Origin of the sequence: Streptomyces sp. NPDC019890 (genome assembly GCF_044903445.1) — a bacterium.
Lineage (GTDB): Bacteria > Actinomycetota > Actinomycetes > Streptomycetales > Streptomycetaceae > Streptomyces.
On sequence record NZ_JBJDQK010000002.1, the window covers coordinates 562,282 to 574,617 of the forward strand.

Here is a 12,336-nt window from a genome sequence, read left to right on the forward strand (position 1 = left end):
AGACTTTCCGTCCGCGACAGTTTCAGCATATGCTGAAATTAGTTTCCACATGCGAGGAAATTAGGAGTTGATCATGCGCGATTTCAAGGATGAGTGGATCGCGGCGTCCGACGGCGTCCGGATCTGCGTCGATGTGTACGTGCCCGACGGGGACGGCCCGTTCCCGGCGTTGTACGCGGTAGCGCCCTACCAGAAGGACCTGCTGTACCTGCCGGCGTCACGACATCCGACTAGCTCCTGCTGGCCCTGATGCACCTGTTCGTCGGCGCGGCGGTGATCCCCGCATTCGTGATCACGTCACTGCGCCGATCCTGACGCCCGGCTCAGGCCATCCGAAGAGCTCGTAGTGCGATCGTCGGCGTCACCAACGACGTCTGCAGCGTCTACCCCATGCTTACCGCCCTTCAACAGGGCCCCGCGTCCAGGTCGTCGCCGACGCCGGCGTCGGCCTCCTCCCCGCCGAACTCGCCCCACGCGAGCCGCCGCACCCACCCCGGAGCCCGTTATGACCATGGCCTACCTCGCCCAACCCGACCAGCAGCAGACCCTTGAATGGCTCGACGGCGGGCTGTTCACGATCCTGCTCGACAGCCAGGCCACCGAAGGACAGCTCACTGTCGGACGGTTCGACATCCCCAAGGACGAGGCCCCGCCCTTCCACCTCCACACCCGCGAGGACGAGGTGTTCCTCCTCCTCAAGGGCGAGGCACTCGTGTGGGTCGGAGACGCACGCCACGAACTGTCCGAAGGCGGCGTCGTCTACCTGCCCCGCAACATCCCCCATGGCTACCGCATCACGTCCGACCGCGCAGACCTCCTCCTCATCGCCACCCCCGCGGGCATAGAGGAAATGTTCCGGCACGCCGGACGTGACGTCACCACCCCCCGCCCCGACGGGTTCGAGATCACCAAAGCCAAGCTCGCCGAAGCCGCCGCCCTGCGCGGCAACCGCATCATCGGACCACCTCGCTGACCATCCGCCCTCACCGCGTCCGCCTCCGCCCGCCGTCCCGCATCAACGGCAGGACGGCCCGCCCGCTCAGCGTGGTGATCGTGCAGCAGGAGCCGGGTAGTCGTCATCACCGCCCAGGCCTCTGACCTTGTCTTGACGGCAGTGTTTGACGGCAACCGCCCACGAGCTGAGGGAGCGTGCGGCCGTGGCCCGCACGGCGGCTGCCTTGACCGATCAAAGGCGGTGCAGCGTCTCGATGATCTTGGCGGTGACGGCCTTGGTGGAGTAGGGGTTCTGTCCCGTCACGAGCCTGCCGTCAGCGGTGGCGAAGGGGGTCATAGGGATGGTGTTCCCGGCATAGTGCGCGCCCCGCTTGCGGAGTTCCTCCTCCAGCAAGAACGGCACCCGCTTCTTCACCATGGCGACTCGCTCCTCCGCAGTGGAGAACCCGGTGACCGTGCGGCCGTCGACAAGCAGGGAGCCGTCGGAGAGCGTGATGTTCAGCAGTCCGCAGGCACCATGGCAGACCGAGGAGACCACGCCGCCGTTCTCGTAGATCTCCCGCGCGACCTGCTGGAGCGCGGCATTGGCGGGGAAGTCCCACATGACGCCGTGCCCGCCGGTGTAGAAGATCGCGGCATACCGGGCCGGGTCGATGTCGGCCGCCCTGGGGGTGCGGTCCAGGCTCGACATGAACGCGCGATCGTTCATGTAGTCGCGTACCGCCTTGTCGGCCCATTTGGTGCTGCGCGGATCCAGCGGCACCGGTCCCCCTTCTGGACTGACAAGGTCGACCTCGAAGCCGGCCTGGCGGACCCCAACGTCGAAGTGAACCAGCTCTCCGATCCACAGTCCGGTCCGATGGGGGCTCGTCCCGTAGGTCGCCTGGTTGGTTACCACGGCGAGGATCCGCCTCATCACCATCACGACTCCTTGCTTGCCGCGGAGTTGGCCACGGGCTTGGTGTTCAGGCCTGCTCGGTGGGCCGTACGAGCAGCTCGGCGACGGCCACGTGCCGGGGGCGGGTGACGATGTAGCCGACGGTATCGGCGATGTCCTGGCTCTGCAGCCGCTCGATGTCGCCCAGGGCGGCGACGATGTGCTGCTGGATGGCGGCCGGGTTGTGTGTGCGCAGTTCGGTGTCGACGCTGCCCGGCTCGATGACGGACACGCGGACGTGTTGCCGTGCCAGTTCCTGACGCAGTGCCTCGCTGAAGGCACCGACGCCGAACTTGGTGGCGCTGTACACGGCGGACATGGCGTAGGCGTTGCGGCCGGCGAGCGAGCCGATGTTGACGATGTCGGCGACCTGACGCGGCTCCTCGGCGGCGGCCTTGACCAGGTGGGGGACGGCCGCGTGGGCGGTGTACATCAGCCCCATGAGGTTGATGTCGATCATGCGCCGCCAGTCGTTCAGGTCCGCACTGGGGGCGGGCCCGAGCAGCATGAGGCCGGCGTTGTTGACCAGCGTGTCCAGGCGGCCCAGGCCCTCGACGGTCCGCTCGACCGCTTCCGCGGCGGCCTGGGCGGTGGTGATGTCGGCGGGCACGACCAGGGCCTTTCCACCGGCGCCGGTGATTTCGGCGGCGAGGCCGGTGAGCCGGTCCTCGCGCCGGCCGACCAGGGCCACGGAGGCGCCCTCGCGGGCAAGCTCCAACGCGGTGGCGTGGCCGATACCGCTGGATGCTCCGGTGACCAGGGCGACGGTTCCTTCAAGACGACGATTCATGGGTTCAAAGCCTTTCGATGAACGGCCACGCTGCTGCGGGCCGTACGGGAGAGGGGAGGACGGCCCTATGGGTGTGGGCCGTACGGGGGTGGAGACCGCTCAAGGCAGGGCCGAGGGCACAATGGGGAAGTGAGCAGCACTGGGCAGAAGACCACCGACAGCACGCGTCGAGAGACCAAGACCGAGGGAGAACTACCGCCTCGCGAACGCCTGGTCCGGGCCGCGTCGCGGCTGTTCTACTACGAGGGCGTCCGCGCGATCGGCGTGGAGCGGCTGATCGCCGAGGCCGGGGTGACGAAGGCGACCTTCTACCGGCACTTCGCCTCCAAGGACGACCTGGTCGTGGCCTACCTTCTGACCAAGGACGCCTACTACCGTGAGGTGGCCGAACCACTGGCCGCCGGGCACCCGCCCGCGGAGGCGATCGACCTGATCTTCGATGCCATCGCCGAGCACGCCCGCGAGCGCGGCTTTCGCGGATCGCCGTTCATGAACGCGGCCGCCGAGTACCCGGACGCCGGCCATCCTGTCCGTGGCCTGGTGACGTCCCATCGGGACTGGATCCGCACCCTCTTCCAGGATCTGCTCACCCGGCTCGGTCACGCCGACCCGAGGTCGGCCGCCGGTGCGCTGCTGATGCTGTACGACGGCGCGATGGCCGCCGGCTACCTGGACGACTCGACGGCCGCCCACAAGACCCTGCTGAACGCGGTCCGGCTCATCCGATCGGACGGCTGACCCCATCAGGGCCGCGCGAAACAGCGGCCCTCTGCGAGGCCCCGGCCAGGCCGGGGCGCGGTTTGCTTTCATAGAACTTTTTGATCTCTCTTCGACGTGCACCGGGGCCCACCAACAGATCTCTGCATGGAGGCAGTCCCGCCCGGAAGGCCGAGAGCCGTTCCACAAGAGGTAGGAAGACCGGTCGTTCTCCCTGTCGACGGTAGCCCCCTCAGCGTTCGCGCGCCACTCGCCGGCCCATTTGTGGCATCCCTCACCGGTCCGCGGCCGGCTCACGCCGCTGGCTCGGAGGGCCATCCATGACGCATCCATAGGGTCGCCGTCGACTGCCGCGGCAAGGCAAGATCGACCAACTGGGGCGTGCAGACCCGCGGCCGCCGGCCCGCTGCCGCTCCACACCTACTGACTTGGCGGAGGCGAAGCAGGAGGTCACAGCTCAGCTCCTCAGCGTCCCGTCGGAGCCGCCAGGCCCCGTAAGGTTGCCACCATGGTGACTGCGACCGTCCGCGAGTGGCGTGAGGAGGAAGGGTGGGGCGTGCTCGACTCTCCCGAGACTCCCGGCGGGTGCTGGGGCCACTATTCCGCCATCCAAATGGCGGGTTTCCGCACGCTGTCGCCCGGGCAGCAGGTGGACCTCACGTGGGATGCCCCCGGCTTCAAACAGGACGGGTACGACTACCGCGCTGTGAGCATCGTGCCTCGGTCGGCCTGACAATCACGCCGGTCGAATGCGTCTCGAGGAAATCTCAAAGCCCAAGGCACAGGAGCCAAGACATCCAGGTCAGGTGCCCCGGACGTACAACACCGCCTGGGCCGAGGTCCCCTGGGACCTGATCTGACGACCGGCACCCATGGCGTGGGGTGCGCGGAATGCGAACCCGAGTGCTGATGTTGTCGCTTTGGTGAGCGAACCGTCGTCGGATGCCGGTTTCCCGCCGATCGAGCGTGCGTCCGTCCGCGAGCGGCTGGCGGCCGAGCGGGCCGGCACGAACGCGCAGATCGCGGCCTTGAGCCGTGACTTCGACGCGATCGTCGAAGCGAATGCCCTGGTGGCGGTCGACGACGAGCACGACCCGGAGGGGTCGAGCACTGCCTTCGAGCGGGCCCATGTCGCCGCGTTGCTGGCACAGGCGCGCGACCACCTGGCCGAGCTGGATCGGGCGCTGGAACGGCTTGAGCGAGGCGATTACGGGCGGTGCGAGGGGTGCGGCGAGCCGATCCCGGCGGAACGTCTGGAGGCGCGCCCGGCGGCGAGCACCTGCGTGCGCTGTGCCGCGGCCCGCCCCCGCTGACCGGGGCGTCCCCATGACGGTCGCGGGAAGCGGGCGCGTAAGCGCACCTCGATGTGCCGGCCATGCGCCCGGAGGCAGGTGCAGCGAGGACTGCTCCACGCAGGCCGTCCGGGTGCCGCGGCCTTGAGGCGTACAACCATGTGATCAACCAGCAGGTCTCCTCTGTGCAAGGGCCCGGCGGTCGACCGCCGGGCGGGGGAACAGCAGAGGAGACGTATGCGTTGGCAGCGACACTCCGGGCGCGTCCTGCGGCGGTTCGCCGTCATGGTGGCGGCTGCCGCGGCGCTCCTGGCGAGCGGCGGGTTGGCGCACGCCGCACCGACGGTCGCCCCGGGGCCGCCCACGATCACGCTCGATACTCCGGACATCGCCGCCGGCGGCTCGGTCGCGCACACCGTGAAGGTGAACGTGCCGGTGAAGGGCCGGTTCACGCTGTTCATGGAGCCGGGCGAGGGCTACCGCTTCTGGGACATCGGCACGGAGGCCGCCGACCTCCGCAGAGGCCAGGTCGACGGCGGCCCGAACGCCTCGTGCCGCGAGGAGCCGTACCCGAACACGGAACGCCTCGTGGTCTGCGACGTCGGGGCGGGCGAGAGCACTCTCACGTACACCCTGAGCGCCGCTGCGGACATCGAGGCGTGGAAGGTCGAGGCGCAGGCCTCGTTCCAGGCGACGGGCAGCACCGAGAAGACGAAGGCCATGAGCGTTTTCTCGGTGCTCAGCGACAATCCGGTGGAGATGTCGTACCGCGTCCTCGGCCGGGACACGGCTGGCCGGCTCTACTCGCACCAGACCTTTCCGGTGGAATTCCCGTCGCTCCTCAAGAGCTGGCGCCAGGACCACGGCTCGGGCTGGAACGGCTTCGACGCGCTGACCAAGCTGTCCCCGATCGGCATGGACAACCGGGGCGGGGGCGTCGTGGCCCGAGAGCCTTCCGGCCTCCTGTGGTACTACCCGACCTCGGGCAAGAAGTGGACCTCCGCCGTGTTCAAGCCCCGCGTGCGCGTGGGCACCGGCTGGAGCAGCTACACCTCCGTGCGCGGCACCGGCGACGTCACCCGTGACGGTCACGCGGACCTCATCGCCCGTGACAGGGCAGGGGTGTTGTGGCTGTACCGGGGCACGGGCGTCGAGTCGAAGCCGTTCGCGGCGCGGACCAAGGTCGGCTCGGGCTGGAACATCTACAACGCCCTGACCGGTGGCATCGACGTCACCAAGGACGGCATCGCGGACCTGTTCGCCCGCGACACGTCCGGCGTGCTGTGGCTCTACCGGGGCACCGGCGACGCGGCGAGGCCGTACGCCCCCCGCATCAAGGTGGCCACCGGCTGGAACGCGTACACCGCGATCATCGCGCCGGGCGACGGCTCGGACATCGGCAAGGGCGCCCTCCTCGTCCGCGACAAGGCCGGCGCGCTGTGGTGGTTCCGGGGCACGGGCATCGCGACGAGCCCGTTGGCGCAGCGGTCGTACGCCGCGGCGGACTCGTACCCGTACACCGCCTGGATGTAGTGCACCGCTCCATGCCACCGCGGCAACGGCCTGCCCCGACACAGGCCGGGCAGGCCGTTGGCATGCACAGGAGCTCCGAGCATGGAGGGCTGGGCCTCTGCGGGGCGAGTCGAGCGGGTCAGTACCCGGCCGGGCGCACCAGTCCCGTTTCGTACGCGTAGACCGCCGCCTGAGTACGGTCGCGAAGGCCCAGCTTGACCAGGATTCGGCTCACATGGGACTTCACCGTCTGTTCCGCCACCACCAGCCGCCCGGCGATCTCCGCGTTCGACATGCCCTGCGCGATCAGGGACAGGACCTCGGTCTCGCGTTCCGTCAGATCACCGAGGCGCTCCTTGAGCGGGGCACGGGGAGCGCCGGCCGTCCGGGAGAACTCGGTGATCAGGCGCTTGGTGATGTTCGGGGACAGGAGGGCGTCACCGGCCGCCACCACCCGTACGGCCTGGGCGAGTTCAGCGGCCGAGGCGTCCTTCAGGAGGAACCCGGACGCGCCCGCGCGCAGCGCCTCGTACACGTACTCGTCGAGGTCGAAGGTGGTCAGTACGAGCACCTTGGCGGCGGACCCGTCGGGTCCGGTGATGCGGCGGGTCGCCTCGATGCCGCCGAGTTCGGGCATCCGGATGTCCATGAGGACGACGTCGGGGGCGAGTTCGGCGACCTTGGCGACCGCGTCGAGGCCGTCCACGGCCTGGCCCACCACCTCGATGCCGGGTTCGGCGTTGAGCAGCACCGTGAAGCCCTGGCGGACCATGATCTGGTCGTCGGCGATCAGGACACGGATGGTCGTCATGGGGTTCCCCCGGCAGCTTGGGCGGATGGCTCGGGGGCGTCGGCGGGGAGGATCGCGGTCACTTCGTAACCGCCGTCCGGCGTGGGCCCGTTGGCCAGTTCGCCGCCCAGCATGGCAGCACGTTCCCGCATGCCGAGGAGACCGTGTCCGGTGCCCTGCGAGGGCGGGGCGGGCCGGTCCGGCGCGGCGTTGGTGACCCGGACCGTGACCCCGGACGGCTGATGTCCGATGGCCACCCGCACCTGAGCGCCGGGCGAGTGCCGCATCGCGTTGCTGAGCGCCTCCTGCACGATGCGGAACGCCGACAGCTCCACACCGGGTGACAGCGGGCGCGGCTCGCCCGTTGTCTCGACGCTGACCGTGAGACCCGCACCCCGTACGTTGTCGACCAGTTCGGCCAGCCGGTCGAGGGTGGGCTGCGGTGCGTGCCGTACGCCCTCGGCCGAGGGATCCTCCGACCGCAGCACCCCAAGGACCCGGCGCAGCTCGGTCAGCGCCTCGACAGCGTTCTGGCGGATGCCCGCGAGGTTCTCCCTCAGCTCCTCGGGAGGGTTCTTCACCAGGTGCGGGGCGACCTGCGCCTGGATGGAGATCACCGACATGTGGTGGGCGACCACATCGTGCAGCTCGCGGGCGATCCGGCCGCGCTCCTCCAGGAGGGTGCGCCGGGCCCGCTCCTCGGCGGTCAGCACTTCCTGCTCGACCAGTCGCGTCTGCGCCACTCGGCTGATGCGCAGTGAGGCGCCGACCACCACCGCGGTCGCGAAGGCCAGGGTGCCCCGTGTGAGGACCTGGTTGTGGTCATGGGCTGCGAAAGCCATGTTGATCAGGCCCGAAAGGAGGGTGATCAGCAGTGCCTCGACGGCGATCCGGGGACGGACCCGCAGCGCGAGGAGGAGCAGCACGAGGGTGTGCAGTGCGATCCCCCCGATGCTCCAGGGCCACACCATGTCGTGGCCGACTCTGCCCTCCGCGACCTGCGCGGTCAGGAAGAGCACGATCGTCGACAGCCACCAGGCGGCCACCGGGCGGGACAACGCGAGGGGGACGGTCGCCACCTGGAGCACGACGAGCAGCCACATGGTCTTCGGAGCAGGCTCGTACACCTGCTCGTACTCGGACATCATGAGCATGCCCATGAGCACCGCGAACAGCACCGCGTGGCCGTGCGGCAGCCGGCCCAGCCAGCGCTGGCGCGGCAGCGGGTCGCGCGCCACCGTCCACAGGTCCGCGCGCAGGACGCGCGGCACCGAGCGCACTGCGGCGGCCAACCGCTCTCTGTCCCCCGTCTTCACGTGGTCAACCCTAGGCATTCCGCACCTCCGTCGTCCGTGCGGGCCGCCGTTCGCGCACCACCGTGGTGCGACCCCGCTTCCCTTGTTCGTAGGTGTGGAACGCCGCCCGGCACACCATCAGCGCCACGGCGAACACCGGCAGCCAGGCCAGCCGGGCGAGCACCCAGCCGGAGCCGTCGGGGACGGTGTGCAGTCCGGGCAGAGCCGTGTCCGCGAGCAGGCCGACGGCGGTGACCGCGATCATCGCGGTCTGGTGCCAGAGGAAGACGGTCATCGCGGAGAGGTTCACCAGCGCCACCCCCGCCCATGCGACAGGCCGCCGCAGCACCCGCCGCAGCGGACCGAGCAGCAGCAGGGCCGCCCCGCACTGGGCAAGGCCGAACGTGACGGCGGCCAGGGTAGGCGGGTTGAGGTTGGAGATCCCGGCGCCGGGCACCCCGACCATGGACGCGGGATAGCCGGCCCAGAGGACGAGTGCGCTGGTGGCCGCGGCGCCGACGAGCAGCAGCGCCCAGCCGGTCGTACGGATCCTCAGGGCGCCCCGGGCCCAGGCAGCGCCCAGGCAGTACGGGACGAGCCAGCCGGCCGCCACATTGATCCAGCCGAGCCATTCGTACCGGGAGGTGCCGTCCAGGCCGAACCGGATCAGGTCGACGTGGAGCACCACGGCGAGCGGCCACAGCGGGTGCAGCCTGGCCACCAGCGGGGTCGCCGCCGTCAGCGCCGCGAAAACCAGCAGGAACCAGAGCGGGGACAGCACCAGCTTGCCCAATGCGTACACGGTCTCGAACCGCGCCCCGGAGGCGAGCATCAGGCCCGCCGCCACGGTCCACACGACCAGCACGGCGGCCACCGGCCGGAACAGCCGCCCTGTCCGGGCGCCGAGCCACCGGCCGTACGTCTGGCCTCGGGTGCGGGCGGACGCGTAACTCTTCGCGCCCACCTGCCCGCCCACCAGGAAGAAGACCGCCAAGGTCTGGAACACCCAGGAGATCGGGGCAAGATGGGGTCGGTACTGGAGTGGGCTGGCCGGATGCACCGTGCCGCTGTCGGCAACCAGGGCGGTCACCAGCCAGTGGCCGAGCACCACGCCGAGGATGGCAAGGGCGCGCAGGGCGTCGACTGCGCGGTCGCGGTCGGGCGGGGTGGCGGAGTCGATCCAACGGGCGAGCTCACGCACGGGGAGCCTCCGGGGTCTGTCCGTTCACGATCCGGGCGATGTTCGCCAGCGATACGGATCCGGGCCTCAGGTAGTCGCTGTGGCCGCCGTCGCCGGCGTCGAAGATGCGGGCGCCGAACCCCTTCGACACCGGGTCGGCCCCCAGGCCTACGGTGATGAACGGCAGTTGGAGCCTGGTGTGGGGTACGTCGGCGATCCAGTCGTTGCCGCCCCGGCCCGCCCAGACGGTGGCCCGGGTGCGCAGCGCGGCGACATTGTCCGCGCCGGTGCCGGGGCTGCCGTACAGGACGATGTCGGCGACCCGCAGGCCCGAGGCGGCCCGGGCGCAGACGACCGAGCCGTAGGAGTGGCAGAGCAGCGAAGTCCGGGCGACAGGCCGGGCAGCAGCGCTCAACTCACGTACGAAATCCTTGAGTTGAGGAGCCGCCTCATCGGCCCGCCCCTGCGTCAGTGCCTCGAGGCTCACCGTGCCCGGCGTCCCGTAGCCGAGCCAGGCGACGACGGCGGTCCTGCCGTCCAGCTCCTGCTGGAGCGCCACCGCGCCGGCCCGGAAGCGTTCGTACCTGTCGAGGCTGGTGTCCGCTCCCGGCACCAGCACGGCGATCCGCTCGGCCCGGGAGAGGTCACCGAACACCTCGGCGGTACGGCCGCCGTCGCGGCCGTCGAAGGAGAGGAAGTGGCGCACCGGGTCCGCCAAGGCGCGCAGCACGGCGGCTCGCCTCCGGTCTCCGTGGCCCGCTGCCATCCGCTCGGCGGCTCGGATGTCGTCGCGGGTGGCGGCGTACCGCTCGTCGAGGGCGGCGGGGGTCGCGGCTCGCAGCGGGGCGAGGACAGCCGGGGCGGGCGCCGGGACAGCCGCGGGGCGGGCCGCACCCGCAACCGGCACCGCCACCGAGACGGTGACGAGCGCGGCGAGCAGGGCGCGGCGCAGACGGCTGCTGCGCGGGTTGCTGCTGCACGAGTTGCTGCTGCGCGGGCGGGACGCCATGGAGGTTGGTCCTTCCGTACCGGATGTCCGTCGTGCTTCCGGTACCGAAGTTATGGATCACGCCTGGTAGTCGGCGTCCCGCCGGGGAGTGCACCTTCCGCCTGGCTCTGAAGTACTACGGGTAGGGGCGCGTCAGCACGGCGAGTTGTGCGGCCACGAGGTGCCGTCGGCGCCGGGCGGGGATCGTCGCAAGACTGTGACTCTGCACCAATCCTGTGATGAAGGGAGCAACCGGCCGCCTCCCGAGGCGAGTTGCGGCGCACCATGGACCCGAGGCACAGCCGGACTCGCTCAGGGGGAGAGCACCATGACCGGAAGCAGCCATGCCTTACCCGTGCCGCACGAAGGCCCGGCGAGGGTGCTGATCGCCGACGACCACGATCTGATTCGCGGAGGGCTGGCCGCGCTCATTCGCGCGGCCCCCGGTCTTGACGTCGTCGGGGAGGCGGTGAACGGGCTCGACGCCGTCGCCCAGGCGGCCCGCGCCGAGCCCGATGTGGTGCTGATGGACATGCGGATGCCCGAGCTCGACGGTGTCGCAGCCTGCACGCGCATTCTCTCCGCCGCCCCTGAGGGCGCCCGGCCCCGAGTGCTGGCGCTCACCAGTTTCGACATCGACGAGTACGTCTACGCCGCGCTGCGCGCCGGCGCCTCGGGCTTTCTCCTCAAGGACACCGCACCCGAACGGCTGTTGCGTGCCCTGCACCTGGTCGCCGCCGGAGACTGCCTCTTCGCGCCCAGTGTGACCCGGCGGCTGGTGGAGACGTACACCCGGGCGAGCGTGCCCGGCGACGAGCCGCTGACGGACCTGGACCGGCTCACACCTCGCGAACTGGAGATCCTGCGGCTCGTCGCCACGGGCGCCTGCAACGAGGACATCGCCGCCCTGCTGACGGTGAGCGAGGCCACGGTCAAGTCACACCTGAGCCGGGCCATGACCAAACTCGGGCTGTGCAGCCGCGCTCAGGCCGTCGTCATGGCGTACGAGTCGGGGCTCGTCGTCCCGCGCCGTTGCAGGGCCGAACACTGAAGCCCGGGGCGCCTCGGGCACGTAGCGCCGGGACACGTAGCGCCAGAACACGTAGAGCTAGGACACGTAGAGCTTGGTCGGCTTGGGGTAGTTGGACCGGTAGCCCTTGAGCTCGCGGATGTCGGACGGCTTGAGCTTGATGCAGCCCAGGGACTTGTAGTCGCTGTTTCCGTCCCAGCGGGTCGACTCGGTCGAGCCCGGCTTGCCGTTGGGCTTCATCTCGCTGTGGATGAACAGCTCGGTGCGCTTCGTACCGCTCTTCCCGTCGTTCTTGCACCTCTTGTCGTTGAGCAGCCACGAGATGCCGTTCACGGTGCCGACGTGGTTGTTGTAGAACTTCTGGATGCTGTACGTGCCGCTGGGCAGCCAGCCCACCCGCGACACACAGGCATCCCGGCCGATCTTGTTCTTGGCGGTACCGAGACCGGAGCCGGCACGCCAGCTGTCCACCGTGAAACTGCGGATCTTGTCCGGGTTGATCTGCTGCACGAACACCAGGCTCAGCCGGGAGTTCGACGGGTCCTTCTTGTTCTTCTTGTACGACAGGTACGTGTAGGTCTTGGCGGCCGCGGCTGCCTTGGTGGCCTGCACCTCGCTCGCACCGTGCCCGGCCTGCGCGCTGGCGGCCGACGGCAGCAGCCCGACCGCGACGACCGCGGTCCCCACCGCCGCGACGGCCTTGAGGCTCCGGGCGACGTTCCCCCGTTGTGCGTTCATGAGCGGTCCCTTCTCGTAGCGTTCCGGCTTGCTTCCCTGCGAGCCGATGTGCCGTAAACGTACGAGAGTTCACTCCTGCGGTCCTCCCGCAGCGGTGTGAGGTTCTGCCTCAA

14 protein-coding genes are annotated in these 12,336 nt (G+C 69.9%); 7 read left to right on the top strand and 7 right to left on the bottom strand.

The genetic code is table 11. The features are described from left to right. Nucleotides 1-73: 73 nt before the first annotated feature. Complete coding sequence (locus tag ACI2LP_RS06890; protein WP_404723478.1) at nucleotides 74-250, top strand: CocE/NonD family hydrolase; 177 nt, start codon at nucleotides 74-76, stop codon at nucleotides 248-250. Between the two features lie 255 nt (nucleotides 251-505). Then, nucleotides 506-973: a cupin domain-containing protein gene (locus ACI2LP_RS06895; protein WP_404723479.1), complete on the top strand. Its 468-nt coding sequence runs from the start codon at nucleotides 506-508 to the stop codon at nucleotides 971-973. Nucleotides 974-1,186: 213 nt separating this feature from the next. Here ACI2LP_RS06895 and ACI2LP_RS06900 read toward each other — a convergent pair whose 3' ends face one another. Beyond that, nucleotides 1,187-1,876: a type 1 glutamine amidotransferase domain-containing protein gene (locus ACI2LP_RS06900; RefSeq protein WP_404723480.1), complete on the bottom strand. Its 690-nt coding sequence runs from the start codon at nucleotides 1,874-1,876 to the stop codon at nucleotides 1,187-1,189. Between the two features lie 43 nt (nucleotides 1,877-1,919). Continuing rightward, nucleotides 1,920-2,681 (bottom strand): SDR family NAD(P)-dependent oxidoreductase, encoded by a 762-nt coding sequence (locus ACI2LP_RS06905; protein WP_404723481.1) that lies wholly within the window; start codon nucleotides 2,679-2,681, stop codon nucleotides 1,920-1,922. A gap of 129 nt (nucleotides 2,682-2,810) precedes the next feature. On the opposite strand from ACI2LP_RS06905, the gene ACI2LP_RS06910 reads away from it, so the two are divergent. From ACI2LP_RS06910 to ACI2LP_RS06925, 4 genes are all read left to right on the top strand, one after another. Beyond that, entirely contained in the window at nucleotides 2,811-3,419 is a 609-nt protein-coding gene (locus ACI2LP_RS06910; RefSeq protein ID WP_404723482.1) for a TetR/AcrR family transcriptional regulator, read from the top strand. A 487-nt stretch (nucleotides 3,420-3,906) separates the two neighbouring features. After that, the gene (locus ACI2LP_RS06915; protein ID WP_404723483.1) at nucleotides 3,907-4,131 is read left to right on the top strand and encodes a cold-shock protein; all 225 of its coding nucleotides are present in this window, start codon (nucleotides 3,907-3,909) and stop codon (nucleotides 4,129-4,131) included. Between the two features lie 190 nt (nucleotides 4,132-4,321). Further along, nucleotides 4,322-4,711, top strand: coding sequence for a TraR/DksA family transcriptional regulator (locus ACI2LP_RS06920; protein ID WP_404723484.1), 390 nt, complete (start codon nucleotides 4,322-4,324; stop codon nucleotides 4,709-4,711). A gap of 216 nt (nucleotides 4,712-4,927) precedes the next feature. Continuing rightward, entirely contained in the window at nucleotides 4,928-6,223 is a 1,296-nt protein-coding gene (locus tag ACI2LP_RS06925) for an FG-GAP repeat domain-containing protein (protein WP_404723485.1), read from the top strand. 118 nt (nucleotides 6,224-6,341) lie between these two features. Here the strand turns inward: ACI2LP_RS06925 and ACI2LP_RS06930 are convergent, their stop codons facing one another. From ACI2LP_RS06930 to ACI2LP_RS06945, 4 genes are read right to left on the bottom strand one after another with little or no spacing between them, the layout of a single operon-like run. After that, on the bottom strand, nucleotides 6,342-7,013 hold the full coding sequence (locus ACI2LP_RS06930) for a response regulator (RefSeq protein ID WP_404723486.1): 672 nt from the start codon (nucleotides 7,011-7,013) through the stop codon (nucleotides 6,342-6,344). Further along, nucleotides 7,010-8,326, bottom strand: coding sequence for a sensor histidine kinase (locus tag ACI2LP_RS06935; protein WP_404723487.1), 1,317 nt, complete (start codon nucleotides 8,324-8,326; stop codon nucleotides 7,010-7,012). The genes ACI2LP_RS06930 and ACI2LP_RS06935 overlap by 4 nt, the downstream gene beginning before the upstream one ends. Then, nucleotides 8,319-9,488, bottom strand: coding sequence for an acyltransferase (locus ACI2LP_RS06940; protein WP_404723488.1), 1,170 nt, complete (start codon nucleotides 9,486-9,488; stop codon nucleotides 8,319-8,321). The genes ACI2LP_RS06935 and ACI2LP_RS06940 overlap by 8 nt, the downstream gene beginning before the upstream one ends. Further along, nucleotides 9,481-10,476: an alpha/beta fold hydrolase gene (locus ACI2LP_RS06945; RefSeq protein WP_404723489.1), complete on the bottom strand. Its 996-nt coding sequence runs from the start codon at nucleotides 10,474-10,476 to the stop codon at nucleotides 9,481-9,483. The genes ACI2LP_RS06940 and ACI2LP_RS06945 overlap by 8 nt, the downstream gene beginning before the upstream one ends. A 307-nt stretch (nucleotides 10,477-10,783) precedes the next feature. On the opposite strand from ACI2LP_RS06945, the gene ACI2LP_RS06950 reads away from it, so the two are divergent. After that, nucleotides 10,784-11,506, top strand: coding sequence for a response regulator (locus tag ACI2LP_RS06950; RefSeq protein WP_404723490.1), 723 nt, complete (start codon nucleotides 10,784-10,786; stop codon nucleotides 11,504-11,506). A gap of 57 nt (nucleotides 11,507-11,563) precedes the next feature. Here ACI2LP_RS06950 and ACI2LP_RS06955 read toward each other — a convergent pair whose 3' ends face one another. After that, a complete protein-coding gene (locus ACI2LP_RS06955) occupies nucleotides 11,564-12,223 on the bottom strand; it encodes a L,D-transpeptidase family protein (RefSeq protein ID WP_404723491.1) in 660 nt (219 codons plus the stop codon). Nucleotides 12,224-12,336 lie beyond the last annotated feature (113 nt).

Excerpts from the sequence above, each read along its gene's own strand:
- ACI2LP_RS06955 (WP_404723491.1), bottom strand. The coding sequence starts at position 12,223 with ATGAACGCACAACGGGGGAACGTCGCCCGGAGCCTCAAGGCCGTCGCG.
- ACI2LP_RS06950 (WP_404723490.1), top strand. The coding sequence starts at position 10,784 with ATGACCGGAAGCAGCCATGCCTTACCCGTGCCGCACGAAGGCCCGGCG.
- ACI2LP_RS06895 (WP_404723479.1), top strand. The coding sequence starts at position 506 with ATGACCATGGCCTACCTCGCCCAACCCGACCAGCAGCAGACCCTTGAA.
- ACI2LP_RS06905 (WP_404723481.1), bottom strand. The coding sequence starts at position 2,681 with ATGAATCGTCGTCTTGAAGGAACCGTCGCCCTGGTCACCGGAGCATCC.
- ACI2LP_RS06945 (WP_404723489.1), bottom strand. The coding sequence starts at position 10,476 with ATGGCGTCCCGCCCGCGCAGCAGCAACTCGTGCAGCAGCAACCCGCGC.
- ACI2LP_RS06935 (WP_404723487.1), bottom strand. The coding sequence starts at position 8,326 with ATGCCTAGGGTTGACCACGTGAAGACGGGGGACAGAGAGCGGTTGGCC.
- ACI2LP_RS06925 (WP_404723485.1), top strand. The coding sequence starts at position 4,928 with ATGCGTTGGCAGCGACACTCCGGGCGCGTCCTGCGGCGGTTCGCCGTC.
- ACI2LP_RS06930 (WP_404723486.1), bottom strand. The coding sequence starts at position 7,013 with ATGACGACCATCCGTGTCCTGATCGCCGACGACCAGATCATGGTCCGC.
- ACI2LP_RS06915 (WP_404723483.1), top strand. The coding sequence starts at position 3,907 with ATGGTGACTGCGACCGTCCGCGAGTGGCGTGAGGAGGAAGGGTGGGGC.
- ACI2LP_RS06900 (WP_404723480.1), bottom strand. The coding sequence starts at position 1,876 with ATGGTGATGAGGCGGATCCTCGCCGTGGTAACCAACCAGGCGACCTAC.
- ACI2LP_RS06890 (WP_404723478.1), top strand. The coding sequence starts at position 74 with ATGCGCGATTTCAAGGATGAGTGGATCGCGGCGTCCGACGGCGTCCGG.